This is a genomic window from Roseivirga seohaensis subsp. aquiponti, from assembly GCF_001267955.1.
GTDB classification, from domain to species: Bacteria; Bacteroidota; Bacteroidia; order Cytophagales; family Cyclobacteriaceae; genus Roseivirga; species Roseivirga seohaensis.
In genome coordinates, this window is the sequence record NZ_JSVA01000018.1 from 82,941 (window position 1) to 105,379 (window position 22,439).

Genomic DNA, 22,439 nt, shown 5'->3' on the forward strand with positions numbered 1-22,439 from the left:
ACGGATTACTGCAACTAACAGAGGTTAATTATTCGTCAACTTTGATTTAAATAAAGAATATGAAAATACGTCAGATACTTTTCGCGCTAGCATTCATCACCCCGCTGATGACATTACCTATAAAAGGTTTCTTTAATTCTCCGGAAGAATTTGTGATGCTGAGTCCAGAAGTGAATAATAATTGGACAGCTGGTGATGATTGGGTGGATTGGAGGAATGGTATGACTTACTCCACGCAAGAGTTTGAAGGTGTGGTTTGGATGACGGCTAACTTTATGGGGAATTCTAAGCAAATGTCTTACAAGGAGGCTGAAATAGCTGCTCCAGAAGGCTGGAGAATCCCAACTATAGAAGAGTGGAATAAACTTCTAGAAAAAACTGGCTTTTCGTCAGATCCTAATCGAGTTATTCCTGATGACTATTACTTGTTCAAATTTGAATCTGAAGGATATCACGATCCTTTAATGGGGAAAATAGGCGTAAACCAAGTGGGTTTCTTTTGGACAAAGTCTTCTGACAATGAAATTGGTAATTATATCTCTATCCCTAATAGAGAGTTAAGTTATAAGCACGGTAAAATATCGTCAATCGCTAAAATGGCAGTTCGATATGTGAAAGATTAATTGAGTACACACACAAATGTTTTGGTTAAAGGGGCTTCCAGACGGGAAGCCCTTTTTTTATGCGAAAACCCGACTTTCTATGCTCGACTGTTGTAGGGGGTGGCTTCTATATAATTGGTTATTTTTTCTGTTTATAGGTTCCGATTTTGTTCTGTCGGTAGGCTTGGAGTTTAAAGCCAAGGATTTTATTCTGAAAAAAGATGTATTTAATCGGACTTTTAATGAGTTTATTTTTTCGGTTTTATCGAGAAAAATGGTGATTTGTAACTCTCTGATATATAGAGTGTAGATGTTTTTTTATTTGAATAGTACAGTGATTAATTAAAATGACATAGGTGTTAGTGTTAATTTTTTTGTCAAAAAGCATAATAAGCAATCACGATATTGAATTAATTCAAATATGTGTCACACTGACGCTTTTTGTGTCAATTTTAAATCCATCATATTCTGAAATTTACGATCGCTTTTTAAGAATAAAATACTTTAATAGGTCTTTTTTTGCCTTAAAAATATGGCGAGGGTTTTCTTTGACCGTATTTTATTTTACATTTGGTAATTCAATCGAATTATTTACTAAAATAATTTTTTACTAAAACTACTAACTATGAAGAGAGTATTACTGACTTTCATGATGTCAGTGCTTGTCTCCCTGTCTGCTATTGCACAAGATCGCGATATCAAGGGAAAAGTAACTGATGAAACTGGCCAGGGGCTTCCTGGTGTTAATGTATTAATTAAAGGCACCACTAATGGTGTTGCAACAAACCCAGATGGTACATACCAACTGTCGGCTCCAGCAAATGGAGTTCTCGTCTTTAGATTCTTGGGATATATTACTCAAGAAGTTCAAATTGGATCACAGACAACAATCGATATTCGATTAAACCCAGATGCAACTGATTTGGGAGAAATCGTTGTTTCGGGTGTGGCTGCTGGTACTCCTAGAAAGAAACTAACGGTTACTGTTGCTAAAATTGACGCAGAGCGTTTGAGTTTGGCTCCGGCAACTTCTGCAGGTAATGCCCTAGCGGGTAAAGTTGCGGGTGTTAGAATTTCTCAAGGTGGAGGTACTCCAGGTAACGATGCAAGTGTTCAGTTAAGAGCTGATAACAACTTGAACGTAGGGTCTGGCCCAATGGTGGTGATTGATGGAGTTATCATTGAAGGTGGTCTTTCTGACCTTAACGTAGATGATATAGAGTCTTATGAGGTGATTAAGGGTGCTTCTGCAGCTTCACTATATGGTTCTAGAGCTGGTAATGGTGTAATTATTATTACTTCTAAGCGTGGTCAGAATCAAAATATTGGAACTACCAATATTACTGTTAGAAATGAAATTGGATGGCAGCAGCTTGAAAGAACTATCGATCTGGCTGAGCACCATGCATTTACATTAGCGCCTGATTATGCTAGTTTTGATAAGTTTACTAAATATGATGGAGTTACTTATCCTGCAGGATATGCTGGTGGATTTAGCCCTGATATTGTTGGTAACAGAAGTTTTGATGCAGATCACTATATGGATAATCCATTTGGAAGAAACATTGATCAGCAAGAGGCATTCTTTAGAACAGGAACTAACTACACAAACTATGTAGCTGTTTCTACTCGTAACTCTACCACTAACGCCTTTATGTCGTTTGAGAACAATGCGCAAACAGGTATTATTCCTAATACAGATGGTTTCTCTCGTCAAAACATTAGATTGAATATCGACCATCAAATTAACGATTGGTTGAAGTTTTCAGCTTCAAATTTGATTGCAAACTCTTCACAAAATAACCCAGGTGGTGGGGGAGGTATATTCTTCAACATTGTTTTGGCAGAACCAGATAATGATTTGTTCTTACCAAATCCTGATGGACAGCCTTATTACTACAGACACAACCATTGGTCTAATGAGTCTAACCCTCTTTACAGTACTTATAAAACTGAAAATAGAAATGAAGAGAAAAGAATTATTGGTAACTACCGTTTGAATTTTGATTTAGCTCCATGGATTGACTTTGAAGCTAGCTATTCTACTGAGTTTAGAGAAATCAGCTCAGGATCATACTCTCCTTATGATACTTGGACTTTGGGTGGAACAGACCCTCTAGGTATTACTTACTCTTTAGGTTCACTTAGTGAAAACACTTCTGAAAGAAATGTTCAGCAAGTACAAACTACTATGAATCTTAATGGAAGGTTTGGTGATGTTACAGCAAAAGGTAAAATCTCTTACTTATATGAGAACAGTAAAATTCACAATGTAAATACTAGTGGTTTTGACTTCGGTATTAGAGACTTACCTACTTTGTCAGCTATTCCAACTGCAAACATTTCTTCTTCTAACTATCAGCAAGAAGTAATCGCATCTAACTATTTCTTCATTGGTTCTTTGGATTACAAAGACAAGATTTTGTTTGATGGTATGTTCCGTATTGATGGTTCTTCTTTGTTTGGTGAAAACGAAAGATGGAATAACTACTATAGACTTTCTGGTGGATACAGAATTACTGAAGATATAGATATTCCTAACGTTCAAGAATTGAAGATTAGAGGAGCGTATGGTGTTGCTGGTATCAGACCTGGTTTTGATTGGCAATATGAAACTTACAGTGTAAGTAATGGTATTGCTTCTGCTTCAACTTTGGGTAACAAAAACCTTAAGCCATCTAGAACTGCTGAGACTGAAGTAGCTATTAACGCTGAGTTCTTAAACAGATTTACTTTAGAAGCTATTTATGCTAATTCAGTAACTTCTGATCAATTCTTAAGTGTAAGATTACTTCCGATCGCTGGTGGTTTTAGTAGCCAATACCAAAATGCAGGTTCAATTGAGTCAAACACATTTGAACTTAATTTAGGTGCTAATATTATTAAAAGCGAAGACTTAACTTGGGATGCTAACTTAGTTTTCTCAAGAACAAGACAAACTGTAACTGAGCTTCCAATTGCTCCATATACTTTCGGAACGGATGGATTATTCTATGTAAAAGAAGGTGAAACTTACGGTTCAATTTACGGAAACACTTGGGTTAAGTCTTTAGATCAAATGTCACAGCAATTACCAGAAGGAAAGAGTATTTCTGATTACGAAGTGAACAACGAAGGTTATGTAGTTCCAGCTGGTTCTCAGGGAACAACTAGCGAAGCGCCTATTAAGTTAAAAGACGAAAACGGTCTTGATGCTTTCGTTAAAATTGGTGATGGTAATCCTGATTTTTACGCTGGTTTCTCTAATACTGTTAGATATAAAGGCTTCACTGCATATGTGTTGTTAGACATCAAAGAAGGTGGAGATGTATACAACAGAAAATCTCAATGGTTAACTAGAGATGACAGAAATGGTATCATGGATCAATTCGGAAAAGCTGATTCTGAGAAAAAAGCACTTGAGTATTACAAAGGATTTTACGATGTAAACTCAAATAACTCTTACTGGGTTGAAGATGCTAGCTTCGTAAAAGTTAGAGAAGTGGCTTTAGGTTATACTTTCTCTGCTACTCAATTACAAAATCTTTTAGGGTTTGACGCCTTTAAAGGAGCTTCTTTGAGAGCTATTGGACGTAACTTGTTTACTTTCTCTGGGTACTCTGGATATGATCCAGAAGTTGGTTCTATTAGAAACCCAGTGGATGGTACAGGTACTTATCCAAACTTCAGAAATTATGCTCTGTCTCTATCACTTAATTTCTAAAACTAAACTGATATGAAAAAAATAATATATAAAGGATTCTTATTAGCCTTTCTTTTAGTCAGTGGCGTTGCTTGCCACGACTTGGAAGTCGAGAACTTAAACAACCCAGATACGGCAAAAGTATTGGCGTCTGATTCAGATGTTAAGACTCTAGCTGGTGGTATGTTTATTACATGGTATGCTCCAACGCACTGGACAAATGGTATATCTCATATGCTTTCAACCGCTGCGGATAACTTAACTTGCTCTTGGGGTAACTTTGGTATGAGAGATCAGTCATGGGAGCCTAGAAAAGCTTGGGATAACCAGCCAGCTTATAGCTATGCTTCAAACTCTAACTACATGTTTACTAATCTGTATGAAGCTGTTTCTACTGCCAACACAGTACTTCAAGTAATGGATGGTGGTTTAGATATTGGGCCTAATGGTGAAGATAATAACTTGGTTAGAGCTTGGTCTAAGTTTATTCAAGGTATCGGACTCGGTTATATTGGTTTGAACTATGATAAAGGATTTATTGTAGATGAAAACAGTACTCCAGAAGAGATTGCTGCTGCAGAATTTTACCCTTATGATGAAGTTCTTGATGTAGCTTTAACTAAACTGGATGAGGCTATTGCACTATCTGGAAACTCATTCACTATTCCTGCAGCATGGATGAATACTGCAGAGGATTTAAGCAGTGATGATTTCAAAAAGTTGATCAACTCTTTTGCAGCTCGTTTAGTGGCTTATGCCCCAAGAAATGCAGCAGAAGATGCTGCGGCTGACTGGACAAGAGCTAAAAACTATGCGGATAATGGTATCACAGAAGACTACATTATTCAAGGTGATGGTTACGTAAGATGGATTAATGAGCACTGGGTATATTCAGTGTACCCAGGTTGGGGACAAACTGATATGAGAGTGATTCATATGATGGATGATGATCAGCCAGAGCATTGGGATGATGATCCGAGCTTCCCTTTCCCGCCAGAGTCAACTACTCCTGAGGATCAAAGGTTAGTGACAGATTTCCAATACAAGTCTTCTGTTCCGTTCCGTGTAGAAAGAGGTTATTATCACTTCTCTAACTACAGATTTAGCAGATACGATTATCTTCTTGCTGGATGGTTTGGTGATATGCCGGAAATCTTATTGTCTGAGAACGATTTGATCAGAGCTGAAGCAAGAGCAAACCTTGGTGATTTACCAGGTGCTGCGCTAATCATTAATGCAGGTACTCGTGTAACTAGAGGTAATTTACCTCCAGTAGCACCTACTTTAGCTGCAATTAAGGATGCTATTCATCATGAAAGGCACGTAGAATTAATGGCAACAAGTATTGGTATTCAGTTCTACGAAATGAGAAAGAGAGATTTACTTCAGTATGGTACTTTCCTTCACTTACCAGTTGCTCCTCAAATTTTGGAGACAATGGGTGCTGCTCGTCCGTTCTACACTTATGGTGGTCCTGATGCTGCTGATGGTGTGAATGCATCGAATGGAGGTTGGAGATAATCCAAGATTTTAAAATACATATTAAAGGCTGCTCATTGGGCAGCCTTTTTTTATACCAACATGTCTATAAACTATAATTTTACTTCCTCGCTAAGAATTTTCTCAATCACAAATTGCATTTGCTCAAATTCGGTATACCCGTGATTGATTTGGAAGAGTTGATTCCCACTTTTAAAAAGCACCGTAGGATAACCCTTTACACCCCACTGACGGTTAAGTTGAAACTCCTGATGAGTGCTGTATTTTGTTTCATCACTTTCGAATATCTGTTTGAATTGTTCAAAAGGAATGTTGAATTCCTGACAAATTGATCTATAGAATTCTGATTCATTAGGATCTTCATTATCTACATAAAATTTCCTTGAAACTGACTCAAAGAATTGAAGCTCATTTTCTCCCATCCATTTTCGCGAAGCAACAACTGCTCTACAAGGAGGTTCTGTATCGTAGTTGAAACTTTCCTTATCGAATAATGAATAACCAAATGGTTGTCCGCTTCTTTTTGTTACTTCTTCCCAATGGTGTTTTAAAAACTTCTTCATTTCATCATCCCAAGCTTCTCCACCTCCAGGCCGTAAACCACCTACAACAATCGAAAATTTAAATTGTGGGTATTCAGATTTCAAAGTTTTTAAATGATTTGAAATGCCCCAACACCAAGAACACATCGGGTCGCCAACATAAATAATTTCATTATCGGTATTTAGTTCTGGTTTTGCTTTAAACTCTCCCAATTCAGAAGGAGTGCACTCACCAGTTTCAGGGTCGCAAAATGATTTTTCTTCTTTCATATCAAAAAAACCAACAGAGAGGTGGTGCAGTAAGTTCAACGCTTAGTGAAATGCTTTTGGTTATTAATTAGTATAGGATGAGTAATACTTTAGGGGTATGAAATACGGAGCTTAAAGACCTACATTAGCTATTATTTTAAAATTAACCCAACCAAAAATGAGTACTACTATTAAAATTGCAAACCTAAGAGGCGCATCCTCTATACTGGCAAAACAATCTTCTCCAGACCCAAGTAAAGCCCTTTACGTATTACTAACAGCCGATGCTTCATCTGGAGTTTCTGGAATAACCGTGGGGGCTGTGACTCCTTTGACGGAGAACATGGCCATCACCTTTGATACAATCAAAAGCGGTCGCTTGTACGTAGGCTATGGTAAATATCCAAACCCACCGTTACCCCAGGGGACTGATTATTATGGGTGGATAGAGTTTTCACGAACTAGCACTGATACTGCGGTATGGATTAATTTATCTAATGTTGATATTCTTGGACTGCCTCTAACGCTTGAAGGAACTGATTCTGCAGGAGCATCATTCTCTTTAGGTTACAAAACGCCAATGGTGGCTGCCAAAGCTTCCGATTCTATCATAGGGCAAGTAAAGGCAGTTTTGACAGATAGTGGTGCATCGGGAGGTTCTGCTGCGGTAATAAAAACCAATACAGGTCAGGATAAAATTCTTGCGCCCAATCATGTACCTGCTAGCTATAGGTCTTATGATACTTATTTGAACAGTTTAACCGATACTACAGCTGCCAATTACCCAGCTTCCTTAAGTATACTGTCGGATACTCCAAAAGATGGGAGTCCAGTTCAAATGACAGGGAGTTTTAAAAATGCTGCAACGGGTTCGGATAATATTATAGAGCTTACCAGTGCTGATGGTAAACAAGTTTGTCACATCACCAAGGCAAATTTAACCTCGCAAATCATTTATGAATGTGATGGTGGTTATATGAATTGGTCCACTGATAGTGGTAAAACTTTTACTGCTATACATCAAAACAGAACTGCTATAAATGATCCGTCAAGCACACTGGCGGAAAGAACAATTACCAATTCTGTATTTAGAGAAATCATGATTGGTATTAATGAGGGATATTTTTCAATGACCAATCCTGCAAATAACAGTAATGGCATGTTTCCAGGTTTAGTGCCATTTGCTACTGGTGATGGCAACCAATACGCGCAGGTGATACATAAGAACTCAAACTCTTATGGGTTTCCATATGCCGATTCAAACCTCAAAGTCTTAGTAACCTCTCAATTAGGAGCCGATCTTACCCTGAATGTGATTGCTGATGATGCTACAAAGGATTATTCAGCGCCATCAGATAACAGCAGTAATCAGCCGCAATCTGGCACTTATCAATTTGGTATAGGAACAGGAAGTCAAGGTTTAGGTGTAATAAGAATTGGGAACTGGCGATATCTTCCAAATTCGGCCGGGGCCTATGGTGGATTCCTTCCCGACTTACCAAATTGGACAAAAATGGAGTTTAGCGGACTTGGTGCCAATAAATATATATGGGTTAAAAATAACCAAGTAGCGGAGGGAAGTGGATCAACCCAATGCCTTACCCAAGCTTGTGTTATAAATAATAAAGTTCTTGTTTGGGGAGCAGGTCTAGCTTGGAACGGTAGTGTGGCCGCTCCATCGAAACCAACAACCTAAGGATAATAGAAAGTTGTCAGTTGTGGGACTGTCAACTGTCTAATTTTTTCAACTTTACAAAGGTGCTTCAATATGAAGTGCCTTTGTTTTTTAACTCATCAAACTGCTCAAAAAATGCATCGTCATATACCAGCTCGGCTTTGTTAAGGTATTTTTGCATACCGAGCATAACCTCGAAGTTGGGCTGATGCAGGTGTTTTGGGATTTTATAAAGGCGATCGTCTTTTTTATCGAAGGGAGTGCTTTCTTTCGACCCAAATAAGTAGGGGATTAGAATTTTAGAACAACTCAAGGCAATTCTATCAAATTCGTATTCTTTGAAATGATCTTGAAGCCTAAGGTTAATGTTTTCGAAAAACTCTAAAGTACTGGCCAAGCGTACACGAGAACCTGCTCTTGATTTTCCTTTGGTTTTGAGATGTTTGATCTGGCTTTTTCCCTGCTTCTTTCTAACCATGTAGGCACCGAATACTTTGTGCGCTAAACATTTTTCTCCTTTAAACACGCCTACAGACGCACTGCCCGATTGCACCAAAAGCATTAGGTAGTTTACTTCTTTTTCAAAATCTAAAACGAGATTTTGATTGCAGGTCAAGATTAGGGGCAAACGCAGATAAGCTTCACGATCTTGTCCTTCCAAACCAAGTTCAACTCTGTGTTTATTGAAATCATATTGAGTTTGAAAGTTTAAGCCTCTGATTTTATCCAGAATCTCAGGCACTTCGGAACGATCAAAGAAAATGCTTTTCATTCCGAATACTAAAAAAAGGAAATGCCATCATCAAACCTTTCTTTCAAATCGAGAAAACTTTTTTCAAAATGAAAATTTAAGGCGGGAAAAAAGTTGTTATTCAGTGCAATAATATTGGTTCAGATGAAGTTGGAAGGCATATTAAAAAAGATGATGTTTTCGGCATGGCAAGTGCATATTTTTGCTGAACCATAATAGACACAAATGACTAGATCACGCAAGCCAAAACGTAAGTTCTTAAAATGGACTTTGAGAATTACTTTGTTTGGTGTCCTCTCAATTCTACTTTTTTACCTCAGTGTTTATTTGCAAGTATGGGGACCACTTCCAAATCAAAATCAACTTACCGAAATTAGGCAGAGCAAAGCTTCTGAAGTATATGCTTCTAACGGGAAACTCATTGGTAAATTCTATATTTTCGATCGGCAGCCGATAGGTTATGATGAAATTCCTAAACACTTGATTGACGCCCTAATTGCAACAGAGGATGCAAGGTTCTATGATCATGAAGGAATTGACAACCGCAGTTTGTTAAGGGTTATTTTCAAAAGTCTATTGCTGCAAGATGAATCATCTGGCGGAGGAAGTACGATTTCTCAGCAGTTGGCTAAAAATCTCTTCCCCAGAAAGAACCACGGTATATTTAGTATGCCAGTTAATAAAACACGGGAAGCTATCATTGCTACTCGTTTAGAAAAAGCTTATACCAAAGAAGAAATCATTACGCTTTATTTAAATACGGTTCCGTTTGGTGATAATACTTTTGGTATTGAGAGCGCTGCGGGTAAGTTTTATAGTAAAAAAGCACGTGAATTAACCCTTACAGAATCTGCCGTTTTGATAGGGATGCTTAAAGCTTCGCACCTGTATAACCCAAGGATTTTCCCTGAAAGGAGCAAAACCAGAAGGGATGTTGTGTTGAACCAAATGTCGCGCTATGGCTATTTAACAGCTGAAGAAGTTGCAATAGCTAAGAAGGAAAAACTACAGCTTTCATATAGAGGGTTTAGCCATGAAGATGGACTTGCGCCTTATTTTAGGGAGCAGGTAAGAAAGACTTTAGAAGAATGGACAAAGCATAATAAGGACGAAAAAGGTGATAAATATAACCTGTATACCAGTGGTTTGAAAATCTATACCACTTTGGATTACGACATGCAAAGAATGGCAGAGGAGGCCATGACGGAGCATATGAGTAAGCTTCAAACGGATTTTGAAGAAAGTTATGGAAAGAATGCACCTTGGTTGAAAAATGCTTCTTTGATTGAAAGTACAATAGAGAGACTCCCCAAATACAAAGCACTAAAAGCTTCTGGAAGAACCAAAAAACAAATCATGGATTCATTAGCTGTAAAGTATGAAATGGAGCTTTTTGATTGGTCGGGGAAAAAGGTGGTGAAAGCCAGTCCGATTGATAGTGCTGTTCATTATTTAAAGTTTTTGAACACAGGAATGTTGTCTATTGACCCCCGGTCGGGTGCAGTAAAAAGCTGGATTGGCGGAATTGACTTCGAGCATTTTCAATACGACCATGTGAGTCAGGCTAAAAGGCAGGTGGGTTCTACATTTAAGCCCATTGTTTATACTGCCGCTTTAGAAGCAGGGATTGACCCGTGTAAACACTATTCTGCCCAACAGGTAACTTATACCAATTACGACAATTGGACGCCTACCAACTCTGGTGACGAAGGAAATTACGACCTCAATTACTCAATGAAGGGGGCTCTGAGTAATTCTGTCAATACTGTAGCGGTGAAAGTGCTTGAGGATGCCGGTTTACAAAATGTAATAGGGCAAGCGCAAAGAATGGGGATAACCTCTAGCATGCCTCAAGTACCCTCCATTGCTCTTGGAACTGCCGAAATTAGCCTAATAGAAATGATTGAAGCTTATTCTAGCTATGTCAATTCATCTAGAACAGTAAAACCGTATTTCATTACAAGCATTGAAGATAGCAGAGGAGAATTAATTGCAGAATTCAAACCAGAAGTAAGTGAAGCCCCTGCTTTTTCTGAAACAACTCGCGAGGCTATTATTGAAATGCTAAAAGCTACTGTCGATGAAGGTACCGCTTCTCGTCTGCGTTGGAAGTATGGATTGAGCAATGACATTGCGGGCAAAACAGGTACTACACAATCGAATAAAGACGGTTGGTTTGTAGGGATTACTCCAAAGCTATTGACTATTACTTGGGTAGGAGTTGATGATCATCGTATTGGATTTAGAACCACCGCTATGGGCCAAGGGGCAAATTCCGCATTGCCTATATATGGATTAATGATGCAGAAAATGAATGGAGATAAAAATTTCAATTCCATTACAAGGGCGAAATTTCCTCCACCGTCAATCGAAGTGCTCAATCAAATGGGTTGTAAACCGGTGGAAGAAGATGGTTTTCTTAAACGGATTTTTACCAATGATGAAAAACCTAAGCCTATGAAATTCGATACCAAAACTGAGGAAGAAAAAGAAGGCATCTTTTCAAAAATTGGAAACTTGTTTAAACGAAAGGACAAGAAAGAAAAGAAGAAAAGTGGAGGAGGCTAAAACTAAAAAGGCCAGTAGATGTATAAATCAACTGGCCTTTTTAGTTTGGAATGCGCTTAATCTAAATCAACCTCTTCCTCAATAAAGTGGAAGCCAAGCTCGTCAAGTTCATTCAAAATAGGCTCATAGAATTCTGGGGTAATAGGAATAACCACACCGCGGGCTTCGATTTTTCCTTGCAGCAGCAATTTAGTAGCCACCCCTAATGGGAAACCTACGGTTTTTGCCATAGCAGTTTCGTTGGCATTTTCTCCATTGGCTACCATGGCCGAACGAATACGTTTTGTCTTCCCATTTTCAACGTAGTCGAACAAATGCCACATCACTATTTGGTCTTTCTCGTCAGGGCCAATCGTCCATTTCTTTTTGAGTATATGCTCTAAAATTTGCGCAGGTGTGCCTTTCTGAAGTCCAACAGGCGTTTCTTCAAACATATCTAACCACCTTAGTTTATGCATTTCTGGGCCGTCCAGTTCTAAACCTAAATAATGAGCTAGTTTTAATTCAACAGAATCATTTGGGTTATAAGAAAGAAAAGAATTGATAAACTGCCGATGCGTCATTTGATTCACACCATCCATTTGATAAGTATCGTCTGTGGCTCCCAACTGTACAAAAACGTCCCAGCCCTTGCAATAGCCAGGTCTTCTCAGTGTCCCTCTAAAAAGCGTTTGAATATTATGGAGGTTATAAACGTCCATATACATTAATGAATCTCGATTGGCGTAGCCCTCAAAATAGCCATGTCCAGGAATATGGATCATCTCTGTTCTTCTAAAAAGCTTATGGTAAGGAATGAACTTAAACTTTCCTTCCTGAATAAATTTTACTGTGCCTTGGCCCGCCAGTACTACGTTTCGGGGGTTCCAAGTAAAGCCATACTCCCAAGGGTTATCGTCATTTGGGTTGGGCATTAAAAGTCCGCCAGTAAACGATTCAAAAGCGCGGAGCTCTAAGCCCTTGCTTCTCACTTTGTCTATCACCTTCATGGCCGACATATGGTCGATCCCTGGATCTAGGCCACACTCATTCAAAAAGAGCAATCCCTTTGTTTTTGCTTGCTCATTTAAAGCCCGCATATCGTCTGATACGTACGAAGCGGTGAGTAAGTGTTTATTTAAGGATAAACAGGTTTCTGCCACTGTAGGATGGAAAGATGCGGGTAACATCGAAATCACCACATCTGCTTCTGATATTACTTTAATTCTTTCTTGCTCTTCTCTAACATTAAAAGCAATTGCACTTCCTCTTTCACTATTCTTTACCTTTTCTTCGGCAAGCTGAAGGGCGTAATCGCCAACAGTTACATGCCAATCATTTTCTTCGGCAGCAGATAGTAAATAGTTGATTAATGAAGTTGCAGAGCGTCCAGCCCCAAGAATTAATATGCGATTCATAGGTTCATTAGGTTTGGCCGCCAAGCTGTCAATTTTTTTTGTGCCGCCCAAACATATTTCAACAAATCCTGATTCAAGCATCTGAATCAAAAAGGATTCGTATATTCCAAGCGCACATCAAGAAAAAATTAATGCCTAGGATAATTAAAAAGGAAGTATCACTAACACAATATGAAGCGGATGAGCTTGATGAAGTAACACAAAACTTAATAGAATCAGCTAAACAATCTGCACTAAGAGCATATGCTCCGTATTCTAATTTTCAAGTAGGGGCCGCATTACTTTTAGACAACGGCAAAATCATTTCAGGAAACAATCAAGAAAATGCCTGTTATCCTGCTGGACTTTGCGCTGAACGTGTTGCTTTCTTTTCAGCGAAGTCGCAGTTTCCAGATTGTCAAATTCTTAAAGTAGCCATAGTGGCCAAACCAGCGAGTCAAGAACAATTTAAAATGGCTACACCTTGCGGAAGTTGCCGTCAGGTAATGAGTGAATACGAAAATAATCAGGAGCAGCATATTAAAATCTATTTGCCAGCAACGGATGGGAGTGTTTACGAGTCCGATTCAGTTGATAACTTCCTGCCTTTTAAATTTTCGAACAAAGATCTTAATTCATAATGGAGCACAAGATAAGCTTTGAGTTCAATGCTAGATTTCACACCTTAGGTCAGGCTTCAGATGATATTGAACAACTTTGGTTGGTTTGTCATGGGCACGGTCAATTGGCTAAGTATTTTATTAGAAAGTTCGAAGTGTTGAATGATGGAAAAACTTTAATTGTAGCTCCTGAAGGGCTTTCTAGATATTATTTAGAGGGATTTACGGGAAGAGTAGGGGCTACATGGATGACCAAAGAAGATCGACTTTCGGACATAGAAAATTATTTAACCTATTTGGATCGGGTTTTTAATTCTATAAAAAGGCAGCTAAAACCTGATGTACGAGTGAACCTTTTGGGTTTTTCGCAAGGCGCAGCTACCATTTCGCGTTTTGCTACCCAAACCAATGTTAAGTTTGATAAACTTATTCTTTGGGCAGGCATTTTCCCTCCTGATTTGCCTCCATTAGAAAGCAAAGAGCGGCTAAAGGGCAAAAAGGTGTATTGGGTATATGGAACCGATGACCAATATCTATCTGCTGGTGTAATGGAAGAGCAAGAGACCATCGCCAAACATTTGGATATAAAGCCAAGGGTAAAAACCTTTAAAGGCTTACACGAGCTTTCAAGTGAGGTGCTGCTTGAAATTGCAGCAGAATAGCCTTGATTTAGTACTTTTTGCGATGAATTAAGTGTTTGGCGTTTAATGAGATGGCTGTCTTTTTTGTGAAGGTAATTTTCCTGAAATACAATCTTTTACTTTCGTGTGGTTTTTTGTTGTAATTGCCTATCTTTGCAGCCCGAAATAATTAAATCATTAACATGAACAATTACGAAACAGTATTCATTTTAAATCCCGTTTTGTCTGATGATCAGATGAAGGATGCTGTCGGAAGTTTTGAAACTTTGCTTAAAAACAATGGAGCAGAGATAATAAACGTAGAGAAGTGGGGCTTGAAGAAATTGGCTTATCCAATTCAACACAAGTCTACTGGTTTCTACAATTTGATTGAATTCAAAGCCGACCCAAGCCTAATCAAAACTTTAGAAGTAGAGTTTAAAAGAGACGAAAAGGTAATGAGATTCTTGACCACTGCTTTGAACAAGCACGCGATAGAGTACAACGAAAAAAGAAGAAAAGGCGCATTCAACAAATCTAAAAAAGAGGAGGCAGCAGTATGACACTCGTAAACGAACCAGTAAACAGAGATCAACAGAAGAAAAAATATTGCCGATTCAAAAAGAGCGGTATTAAGTACGTTGATTACAAAAACCCTGATTTCCTTTTAAAGTTTGTAAACGAACAAGGTAAACTTCTGCCAAGAAGATTAACTGGAACAAGCTTAAAGTATCAGAAGAAAGTAGCTCAGGCGGTTAAAAGAGCAAGACACATTGCACTTTTACCTTACGTAACTGATTCTTTGAAATAATTTGAACCCTTAAAAGTAGAGCAGAATGGAAGTAATATTAAAGACTGATATCAAGGGCTTAGGTTATAAAAACGATATTGTTGCTGTAAAGCCAGGATACGGAAGAAACTACCTTATTCCACAAGGATTTGCTGTTATCGCTAGTGCATCTAACAAGAAGCACACTGAAGAAACAGTAAAGCAAATGGCACACAAAGCTGAAAAAATCATGGCAGATGCTCAAGCAATTGCTGATGCGATTGGAGATACTGTACTTGAAATTAAAGCAAAGGCTGGTGATAGCGGAAAGATTTTTGGAGCGGTAACTACCCTACAAATTTCTGATGCTTTAAAAGTTGCCAAAGGTGTGGAAGTTGACAGAAAGAAAATTTCTTTCAAAGGTGAAGTGAAAATGATTGGTGAGTACGAGGCTGAAATCGATTTGCATAAGTCGGTGAAGAAAGACGTTAAATTCAACGTTGTAGCTGAGTAATCCCTTAGGATATAGAATTAAAAAGCGGCTGAATCACTGATTCAGCCGCTTTTTTTATGACTAATGAATCTTCTAGTTATAAGTTGAAGCCATTATTTTAGTTGTAATATACTGTTTCGTTATAAGGCAAATAGGGGGGAGAGGTTACTGCTCTGAGTTTATCCCTTTTCAGCCGCATACATGGCCGCCCCAACAATACCAGAATTGTTAAGCTTGGCCGATACAGAATATGGAGTGTTAATTTTAATATGCTTTTCGAACTTATGTATTTTCTTGCTCAAGCCGCCTCCAATAATAATATGGTCTGGTGAACAGATTCTTTCTATATGCTTCAGAAAGAAATTAAAACGTTTTCCGTATTCTTTAAAGCTTAAGTCTTCTCTGGTTTTGGCAGAACCTGCTGCATAATGCTCAATTACATTTCCATCAATGCCATAGATGCGGCCTAGTTCAAAATTAGGAATGAGCTGCCCATTGTAAAAAACACCGCTACCTAGACCTGTGCCAATAGTAATTGTAATGACAAGGCCATCGAGGCCTTTACCAGCACCAAATCGCATTTCTGCAATGCCAGCAGCATCGGCATCATTTATTACAGTGAATTTTAGACCATCGCAATATTTACTAAGCGTTTTGTCTATTTGTGTACCCACCCAAGAATCGTCTAAATTGCTGCTGTATATAGCTTTTCCTTTAATAACCACGGTAGGAAATGCACAACCCACATTGCCTTTCCATTCAAAATGATCGATTAACTTTTTTACAGTTTTGGCCAAGGCCTCTGGTGTAGAAGGTTGGGGGGTGTCTAGCCTGTACCTTTCCGAAACCATTTGACCTGTTATTGTATCTACAATAGCGCCTTTGATTCCAGTACCACCAATGTCAATTCCTAAAACTTGCATATTATTTAATGAGTAATTGGGGTGAAGATATTTAGATAAATCAGGCTCTGCAACAATTAATAGTTTCTGCTCAAATTCAGATTACAGGTGGAGGTAATAGTCCTTTAGAAGGTGGGTAAATTGATCGGTGTATGCGCCATTCTCTTCTTTAATAATCAAGGTTTCGGTAATTTCTAACTCAGGCTTTATTAGAGAAAATGATTTTACCTTTCTAAAAACAGGTTTGCTCCTTTGATTAAGAACTCTAATGTCGGCCACTACATGAAAACCCCTTTCTTGCATTTTTTGGCTAAATAAACTCATTTCATACTCTGGATAAATAACCGAAGCAATTCCTTTTTCAGAATTCAAAAGTCTGGAGATGCTGGTAGCCAAATCTTCAAAAGTAAGACTGGAATTATGGATGGCTTGATTCTTTTGGCGATTGCTTCCAAGCTGATTGTCCTGAAAAAATGGGGGATTGCAGACGATATAATCGTAGAGGTGGTTTGGTTCGAATTCGAGTAAATCTGTATGAAATGCAGATAAGCGATTGGACCAAGGTGAGCTCTCAAAGTTTACTTTCGCTTGTTTAAATGCGGTTTCGTCAATTTCTACCGCATCAATAAAGGCATCAGTTTGTTGGGCCTTTATTAGTGCCAAAAGCCCGGTGCCAGTTCCAATATCTAGAATTCGCTTAGGATTGAAAGTACTTGGTGTTAGCCTAAGAGCACCAAACAAGCAACCTTCGGTGGTTACTTTCATTCCGCAATTGCCCTGCTCTATTCTGAACTGCTTAAATTGAAAGAATGAATTGGCCATTGCGAAGCTTAGAATTTAGATTTACGAATTGGGAATTATCAATTCTGGGTACTCAGATAAAATATGATCCTTTTAACTTAAAAATCGTTGATGCCATTTTCAAACTCGGTGTCAACTTTCAAGTCATTTCCCATGGCTGCTTCTACCGCTAATTGGTCACACCTTTCGTTTTCAATATTACCCGCATGGCCTTTCACCCATTGAAAAGTGACACGGTGTTTTTTATACACTTCAGCAAAACGCAGCCAGAGATCTTTATTCTTCTTTCCTTTAAAACCTTTTTTAATCCAGCCCCAAAGCCAACCTTTTTCAACAGAGTCGATTACATATTTAGAATCGGAATAAACGGTTACAGGGGCGTTGGCTACATTAATGGCTTCTAAACCCATGATCACAGCGAGTAACTCCATTCGGTTGTTGGTGGTTTTTCTAAAGCCTTCTGAAAGTTCTTTTCGGTGTTCTTTGTACTTAAGTACTGTGCCATAACCTCCAGGGCCAGGGTTTCCACGAGAAGAACCGTCAGTATAGATAATAATCATAGATTAATAATGTTGTCTTTGAAAAGTTTGATGGCGATTGATAGAAGAATAATACCGAATACTTTTTGCAAAACACTGATTCCGCCTGCACCTATCTTTTTCTCTAACCAGTTGGTAGATTTTAATACTAAGTAAACAAAGGCCAAGTTAACAACGATTCCCACCAGAATATTAAGTTCACTGTATTCCGCTTTGATAGAAACTATAGTGGTGAGTGTGCCTGCTCCGGCAATTAGCGGAAAAGCAATCGGAACAATAGATGACGTGTTATTTGCACCTTCAACAGGTTCATTTTTAAAGAAACTTCTGCCCAAAATCATTTCCATTCCTATAATGAACATGATGATAGCTCCGGCTATAGCAAAAGAACCCACATCGATTCCAAATAAGCCCAGAAGATTATCGCCTACAAAAAGGAAGAGGATCATTAAGATGCCTGCGACTAAAGTTGCTTTTCCTGATTGAACATGGCCTACTTTTTTTCTCAGGTCGATAACAATCGGAATAGAACCCAGAATATCGATAACTGAAAATAAGATCAGGGTTACAGATAGAATTTCCTTGAAATTGAACATCGCTTTTTTTTGACAAAGCTAGGAAATTGAAAGTTGAATTGACCAGTAAATGATGAGTAAAAACTGTAAACGAATTATTAAATCTTAAATACACAATTGAATTTTAGAATCGTAAACCTCAGAACGACTCACCGCTTATCAATTCGTTTTGTACACTTAATAAATTGATTATAGATTGCTCTTAGCTTACTATATACTCAACTGAATTATTTACCACTTTGGAATTTAGGCTCATTATAGGTCTTTTAGTATTGTATACAGGTTTTTTAACCTCTCATAATCTGTCTGCACAAAATACATCTTCAAACCTTGAATACAGTATTCACTATTTTGTCGATAGTGCGGGCAAATTATCAATTGATGAGCTACAGCTGGGTGAAGTGCAAAGTGCTTTTGATGCAACCCCTCTTAAGTCGCCAAACTTTGGGTTTGATCATAGGCCTTATTGGTTTCGAATTGAACTGACTCATCCGCCATCAGGGCCTTTAATGCTAGAGATAAACCAACCTTCTTTGGATTACATTAGTGTGTTCACAAAGACGTCTGTCGACACCGTATGGAAGGAACAAAAGGCGGGGCATGCTTATTCCCCACGAACAAATGATTATGGCGGAATTGTGTATGCCTTTCCAATCGATCCAGATATAGAAAATAACACGATTTATGTTCGAGTAGAAACTATTGTGAGCATGGCCGTACCAATTCTAATCAAGCCAAAATCAGAATACAATGCTCATCAAATGACCAGAATGCTCTTACTGGGAGTGTTTTTTGGTTTGATGTTCATAATGGCCTCATATAACTTTCTGTTATATCTGTTTTTAAAAGACACCTCGTATCTTTTTTATGTGGGAGCTACCATTATGGGATTGTGCGCATCATTGGTGCTAAATGGATTTGGGTATTATTTTATTTGGCCGAACAACCCAGCCCTCGATCAACACATTTATCTAACATTCGGAAGCCTCAGTATGGTTTTCTCAAGCCGATTTGCTGCTAATTTCTTGAACTTGAAAAAGTTCGACCCAAAAATGAATGCTTTTTTATGGGTTATTTGTTTTGCTAGTTTATTACTGGCTATACTCAGTCTTTTTTATACCGCTACCGAGTTACTCTTGTTTGGTAGACTACTGGTTATCATCACATTTCCTTCTTACATTATAATTGGTCTGAGAACCTATTTTAAAGGGTACACCACTGCCATTTATTATGTAATTGCATGGATACCCTACATGTTAGGTATTATATTAATGACCTTCCGTGGGGCGGGGCTTATAGGTGAGCATTGGGTAACCGCTTATGGAATTGAATTTGGAGGTGCCATAGAGGTAGTACTGCTTTCTTTTGCTCTAGCAGCCAGAATTAAAGGAATGCGTAAGGAAATTGCCGAAAAGGAACTGGAAAAGGAGCAGTTTAAAACGAGACTTTTAAGCGAGCAGCGGGAAGTTTTAGAACAGAAAGTAGAAGAAAGAACCCAAGAGCTGAAAGAGGCCAATGCAACTAAAGATAAGTTCTTTTCCATTATTGCCCACGACCTTCGTAGTCCAATGATTGCCTTACAGGGAGTAGGGCAAAAACTTGAATACTTTATAAGGAAGGAAAAACTAGAAAAACTGCTTGAAATGGGGGCAAAGATTGATCAGTCTATAGATCAATTGAACCATTTGCTAAACAATTTACTCAATTGGGCTACATCGCAAACAGGTGGAGTCCCTCATCATCCTGCTAAGCTAGATCTATCCGCTTTGGTAAACGAAAATATTGAGCTATATCGGTCTTTGGCCGAATCTAAGGGCATCAGTATAGTATGCGAAATATCTGCTAAGTATGTTTTTGCAGATGTAAACACTACTTCTACAATTATCCGAAACTTGTTGAGCAATGCACTGAAATTTACCAAAGATGGAGGTGGAATAAAGATTTCAACTCAGCAAAAAAATGATTTTGTAGAGTTAGAAATTGAAGATCAAGGTATTGGCATGGATAAACAGACTTTAGCCCAACTGTTTAATTCAAATGTACAAGGGCACATAGGGCAGAGGGGTGAAAAGGGCTTTGGTTTAGGCCTGAAGCTCTGTAATGAATTTGTACAGATGAACAGGGGACATATTGCTGTAACGAGCAAATTGAATGTAGGTACAACATTTACCGTGACTTTACCCACTGCTTAACTCATAGAAAAATTAGAGATGTTTGGATTTCTGTTGTACTTATAATGGAATTATTTGAAAGTTGTTTGAAAAGGTGTTTTTAGTAAAGAGTTATACATTACTTTGAGCTGCTTTTACTCTTAACCAAAAGTATGAATGTTCTTATAGTTGAAGACGAGCCCAACTACTCCGATACCCTTGAAATGTTCATTGATGAACTCGGGTATCAGGTTATTGGTGTTGCCCAAGAAGGAAAAACAGCCCTAAAATTATTCAAGACCAGCAAGCCTGACATTGTTCTAATGGATATTAACCTAAACGGAGAAATGACAGGGATTGACGTAGCAAGGGAGTTTCAATCTGTTCAACACACACCAATTATATTCATTACTTCTTTCGATGATAAAGAGACATTTGAAAAGGCCAAAGAAACCGCACCGTATGCTTATTTAATTAAACCTTTTGACCCAGACACACTTCAACGTAGCATTGAATTAGCCTTTTGCAGAGCACATACAGAGGATAACCGAGCTTTAGAGGAGGAATCAAATGTGATACTGGCGAGTAATTCCTTTTTTGTAAAGGAGCGAAATCGATTAATTAAGGTGGATATTGATGATGTTTTCTGGGTTGAAGTAGAGGATAAGTATAGCATACTTCATGTACCTGCTAAAAAATATGTTTTGAGGCAATCGCTAAAAGATATTGCCGAAAAGCTTGATCCTTCCGTTTTCGTGCAAACCCATAGGTCACATATTGTGAATGCTTCAAAAATTGAGGACATTGATTTAAATCTGTTTGTGGTAAGAATTAATGGTAATGAAATACCATTAGGAAAATCATATAAAGACAACTTGATCAATCGCTTACAAATGCTGTAAACTTACTTCCCTCCTTAAACTCTAACGTTTACGCCTTTTATTAGACATCTGGCGCACAAAACCTTGAGCGAATTTCATTAAAAGATATATTGAGGTTTAATTCAAAGAACATGAAGGTATTAAGGCAATCCGATCTGCAAATTGGAGATATTCTCATTTTCGAAAATCAAGACTTCAGCTATGTCAAATTCTTAGATGAACTTAAGAAAGACTATTTTGAAGAAGATCCAAAAAAGCGAATGCACGCTGCTTTTTATCTGTTGCTCTATCTAATTCCTTGGTTCGACCCAGGTAAAGAAGGGAAAGACTACAGAAATATCTATCATGCGGCCATTTGGGGAAACGTAGATGTTAATCGAGGACAGAATAAAATACCTGAGAATTTAGATAGAATTGTTCAAGCAGGTCGTGCAGGAATAGGGCAAGCCGAACTTGAAGCTACTCTGAGAGGGGAAGGGGTGAAAAATATTTATGTGTACCGAAGGAAAAATCGACCCGTTCATTTCCAAGATAAAATCAATTCAGCAATACGAACTTTTTATGATGATGTATCCATTCCGTATTCCTATGAAGCCGCTTGGCTTTTAGCTGTTATTTGTTCTTTGCGTTATACAGATGGTGCTTTGTATAAAATGCTCGAAAAGCATTTAGGAGAATGGGGCGCCAAAAAAATGATTGATATCATTCAGTCACTCATTAATGAATACAGTAATAGCCACCAGAAAAAAATGGTGGCATGCTCTACTTTAGTAGCGATGGTCTACAAAAATGTTGGCTTTGAATTAGAAGTGAATGAAATGGAAGCAGACCCTGAAATAAAGGTGCATCCAGACTTAAAATTAAGTACAGATTTTTTCCATCAGTCGTTTACATCGTCTAAACCTTTAGCTTCTTTGCAAGTAAAAGAAACTGTTATTACCCCGCGCCAATTGGCGGAATCTTCTGATGTAGAGCTAGTGGGTATTTTACCACATACCGATAAATGAGATAAGGTACCAAATTCCAAGCTTTCTATCTATAGACTATCGTTTATCAACCATTACCAGTATTCGACTCCCAACTTAAATTCAATTCCCTTATCTCCAATCTTCACACCCAAATATTAGGCGTTCACGCACATTTC

At 38.2% G+C, this 22,439-nt stretch carries 20 protein-coding genes; 13 read left to right on the forward strand and 7 right to left on the reverse strand.

The features are described from left to right. The first annotated feature begins 59 nt into the window (after positions 1–59). From OB69_RS15420 to OB69_RS15435, 3 genes are all read left to right on the forward strand, one after another. A complete protein-coding gene (locus OB69_RS15420; RefSeq protein WP_053224646.1) occupies positions 60–623 on the forward strand; it encodes a fibrobacter succinogenes major paralogous domain-containing protein in 564 nt (187 codons plus the stop codon). Positions 624–1,227: 604 nt separating this feature from the next. Next, a complete protein-coding gene (locus OB69_RS15430) occupies positions 1,228–4,305 on the forward strand; it encodes a SusC/RagA family TonB-linked outer membrane protein (RefSeq protein WP_053224648.1) in 3,078 nt (1,025 codons plus the stop codon). A 12-nt stretch (positions 4,306–4,317) separates the two neighbouring features. Next, positions 4,318–5,805 carry a RagB/SusD family nutrient uptake outer membrane protein gene (locus OB69_RS15435; RefSeq protein WP_053224649.1) on the forward strand — a complete coding sequence of 496 codons (1,488 nt, stop codon included), beginning with the start codon at positions 4,318–4,320 and terminating at the stop codon, positions 5,803–5,805. 71 nt (positions 5,806–5,876) lie between these two features. On the opposite strand, the gene OB69_RS15440 is transcribed toward OB69_RS15435, so the two are convergent. Continuing rightward, positions 5,877–6,596 (reverse strand): DsbA family protein, encoded by a 720-nt coding sequence (locus OB69_RS15440; RefSeq protein ID WP_053224650.1) that lies wholly within the window; start codon positions 6,594–6,596, stop codon positions 5,877–5,879. A gap of 157 nt (positions 6,597–6,753) precedes the next feature. On the opposite strand from OB69_RS15440, the gene OB69_RS15445 reads away from it, so the two are divergent. Then, complete coding sequence (locus tag OB69_RS15445; protein ID WP_053224651.1) at positions 6,754–8,271, forward strand: beta-1,3-glucanase family protein; 1,518 nt, start codon at positions 6,754–6,756, stop codon at positions 8,269–8,271. A 67-nt stretch (positions 8,272–8,338) separates the two neighbouring features. Here OB69_RS15445 and OB69_RS15450 read toward each other — a convergent pair whose 3' ends face one another. Continuing rightward, on the reverse strand, positions 8,339–9,022 hold the full coding sequence (locus OB69_RS15450; RefSeq protein WP_053224652.1) for a hypothetical protein: 684 nt from the start codon (positions 9,020–9,022) through the stop codon (positions 8,339–8,341). A 204-nt stretch (positions 9,023–9,226) separates the two neighbouring features. On the opposite strand from OB69_RS15450, the gene OB69_RS15455 reads away from it, so the two are divergent. Continuing rightward, positions 9,227–11,569: a penicillin-binding protein 1A gene (locus OB69_RS15455; protein WP_053224653.1), complete on the forward strand. Its 2,343-nt coding sequence runs from the start codon at positions 9,227–9,229 to the stop codon at positions 11,567–11,569. Between the two features lie 56 nt (positions 11,570–11,625). Here the strand turns inward: OB69_RS15455 and OB69_RS15460 are convergent, their stop codons facing one another. Then, positions 11,626–12,966 (reverse strand): saccharopine dehydrogenase C-terminal domain-containing protein, encoded by a 1,341-nt coding sequence (locus OB69_RS15460; RefSeq protein WP_053224806.1) that lies wholly within the window; start codon positions 12,964–12,966, stop codon positions 11,626–11,628. A 131-nt stretch (positions 12,967–13,097) separates the two neighbouring features. On the opposite strand from OB69_RS15460, the gene cdd reads away from it, so the two are divergent. The 5 genes from cdd (at position 13,098) to rplI (ending at position 15,468) form a co-directional block, all read left to right on the forward strand. After that, entirely contained in the window at positions 13,098–13,586 is a 489-nt protein-coding gene (gene cdd, locus OB69_RS15465) for a cytidine deaminase (protein WP_053224654.1), read from the forward strand. Next, positions 13,586–14,227 carry an alpha/beta hydrolase gene (locus OB69_RS15470; RefSeq protein WP_053224655.1) on the forward strand — a complete coding sequence of 214 codons (642 nt, stop codon included), beginning with the start codon at positions 13,586–13,588 and terminating at the stop codon, positions 14,225–14,227. The genes cdd and OB69_RS15470 overlap by 1 nt, the downstream gene beginning before the upstream one ends. A 155-nt stretch (positions 14,228–14,382) precedes the next feature. Next, on the forward strand, positions 14,383–14,748 hold the full coding sequence (rpsF, locus tag OB69_RS15475) for a 30S ribosomal protein S6 (protein WP_053224656.1): 366 nt from the start codon (positions 14,383–14,385) through the stop codon (positions 14,746–14,748). Further along, entirely contained in the window at positions 14,745–14,996 is a 252-nt protein-coding gene (rpsR, locus tag OB69_RS15480) for a 30S ribosomal protein S18 (protein WP_053224657.1), read from the forward strand. The genes rpsF and rpsR overlap by 4 nt, the downstream gene beginning before the upstream one ends. Before the next feature lie 25 nt (positions 14,997–15,021). Continuing rightward, complete coding sequence (gene rplI, locus OB69_RS15485) at positions 15,022–15,468, forward strand: 50S ribosomal protein L9 (RefSeq protein WP_053224658.1); 447 nt, start codon at positions 15,022–15,024, stop codon at positions 15,466–15,468. A 158-nt stretch (positions 15,469–15,626) separates the two neighbouring features. Here the strand turns inward: rplI and ppgK are convergent, their stop codons facing one another. The 4 genes from ppgK to OB69_RS15505 form a co-directional block, all read right to left on the reverse strand. Further along, on the reverse strand, positions 15,627–16,370 hold the full coding sequence (ppgK, locus tag OB69_RS15490; protein WP_053224659.1) for a polyphosphate--glucose phosphotransferase: 744 nt from the start codon (positions 16,368–16,370) through the stop codon (positions 15,627–15,629). An 81-nt stretch (positions 16,371–16,451) separates the two neighbouring features. Then, positions 16,452–17,171 (reverse strand): tRNA1(Val) (adenine(37)-N6)-methyltransferase, encoded by a 720-nt coding sequence (locus tag OB69_RS15495; protein WP_053224660.1) that lies wholly within the window; start codon positions 17,169–17,171, stop codon positions 16,452–16,454. Positions 17,172–17,248: 77 nt separating this feature from the next. Further along, positions 17,249–17,710, reverse strand: a complete 462-nt coding sequence (rnhA, locus tag OB69_RS15500; protein WP_053224661.1) for a ribonuclease HI — start codon at positions 17,708–17,710, stop codon at positions 17,249–17,251. Continuing rightward, complete coding sequence (locus tag OB69_RS15505; protein WP_053224662.1) at positions 17,707–18,285, reverse strand: MarC family protein; 579 nt, start codon at positions 18,283–18,285, stop codon at positions 17,707–17,709. Before OB69_RS15505 ends, rnhA begins: the two co-directional genes overlap by 4 nt. 218 nt (positions 18,286–18,503) lie before the next feature. Between OB69_RS15505 and OB69_RS15510 the strand changes: the two genes are divergently transcribed. From OB69_RS15510 to OB69_RS15520, 3 genes are all read left to right on the forward strand, one after another. Then, positions 18,504–20,456 carry a sensor histidine kinase gene (locus tag OB69_RS15510; protein ID WP_082338199.1) on the forward strand — a complete coding sequence of 651 codons (1,953 nt, stop codon included), beginning with the start codon at positions 18,504–18,506 and terminating at the stop codon, positions 20,454–20,456. Positions 20,457–20,587: 131 nt separating this feature from the next. Next, complete coding sequence (locus OB69_RS15515; RefSeq protein ID WP_053224664.1) at positions 20,588–21,316, forward strand: LytR/AlgR family response regulator transcription factor; 729 nt, start codon at positions 20,588–20,590, stop codon at positions 21,314–21,316. A 110-nt stretch (positions 21,317–21,426) separates the two neighbouring features. Further along, positions 21,427–22,302, forward strand: a complete 876-nt coding sequence (locus OB69_RS15520; RefSeq protein WP_053224665.1) for a hypothetical protein — start codon at positions 21,427–21,429, stop codon at positions 22,300–22,302. Positions 22,303–22,439 lie beyond the last annotated feature (137 nt).

What these genes read in the sequence shown, in the direction of transcription:
- OB69_RS15420 (WP_053224646.1), top strand. Translation starts at nt 60, where the DNA reads ATGAAAATACGTCAGATACTTTTCGCGCTAGCATTCATCACCCCGCTG.
- OB69_RS15430 (WP_053224648.1), top strand. Translation starts at nt 1,228, where the DNA reads ATGAAGAGAGTATTACTGACTTTCATGATGTCAGTGCTTGTCTCCCTG.
- OB69_RS15435 (WP_053224649.1), top strand. Translation starts at nt 4,318, where the DNA reads ATGAAAAAAATAATATATAAAGGATTCTTATTAGCCTTTCTTTTAGTC.
- OB69_RS15440 (WP_053224650.1), bottom strand. Translation starts at nt 6,596, where the DNA reads ATGAAAGAAGAAAAATCATTTTGCGACCCTGAAACTGGTGAGTGCACT.
- OB69_RS15445 (WP_053224651.1), top strand. Translation starts at nt 6,754, where the DNA reads ATGAGTACTACTATTAAAATTGCAAACCTAAGAGGCGCATCCTCTATA.
- OB69_RS15450 (WP_053224652.1), bottom strand. Translation starts at nt 9,022, where the DNA reads ATGAAAAGCATTTTCTTTGATCGTTCCGAAGTGCCTGAGATTCTGGAT.
- OB69_RS15455 (WP_053224653.1), top strand. Translation starts at nt 9,227, where the DNA reads ATGACTAGATCACGCAAGCCAAAACGTAAGTTCTTAAAATGGACTTTG.
- OB69_RS15460 (WP_053224806.1), bottom strand. Translation starts at nt 12,966, where the DNA reads ATGAATCGCATATTAATTCTTGGGGCTGGACGCTCTGCAACTTCATTA.
- cdd (WP_053224654.1), top strand. Translation starts at nt 13,098, where the DNA reads ATGCCTAGGATAATTAAAAAGGAAGTATCACTAACACAATATGAAGCG.
- OB69_RS15470 (WP_053224655.1), top strand. Translation starts at nt 13,586, where the DNA reads ATGGAGCACAAGATAAGCTTTGAGTTCAATGCTAGATTTCACACCTTA.
- rpsR (WP_053224657.1), top strand. Translation starts at nt 14,745, where the DNA reads ATGACACTCGTAAACGAACCAGTAAACAGAGATCAACAGAAGAAAAAA.
- rplI (WP_053224658.1), top strand. Translation starts at nt 15,022, where the DNA reads ATGGAAGTAATATTAAAGACTGATATCAAGGGCTTAGGTTATAAAAAC.
- ppgK (WP_053224659.1), bottom strand. Translation starts at nt 16,370, where the DNA reads ATGCAAGTTTTAGGAATTGACATTGGTGGTACTGGAATCAAAGGCGCT.
- OB69_RS15495 (WP_053224660.1), bottom strand. Translation starts at nt 17,171, where the DNA reads ATGGCCAATTCATTCTTTCAATTTAAGCAGTTCAGAATAGAGCAGGGC.
- rnhA (WP_053224661.1), bottom strand. Translation starts at nt 17,710, where the DNA reads ATGATTATTATCTATACTGACGGTTCTTCTCGTGGAAACCCTGGCCCT.
- OB69_RS15505 (WP_053224662.1), bottom strand. Translation starts at nt 18,285, where the DNA reads ATGTTCAATTTCAAGGAAATTCTATCTGTAACCCTGATCTTATTTTCA.
- OB69_RS15515 (WP_053224664.1), top strand. Translation starts at nt 20,588, where the DNA reads ATGAATGTTCTTATAGTTGAAGACGAGCCCAACTACTCCGATACCCTT.
- OB69_RS15520 (WP_053224665.1), top strand. Translation starts at nt 21,427, where the DNA reads ATGAAGGTATTAAGGCAATCCGATCTGCAAATTGGAGATATTCTCATT.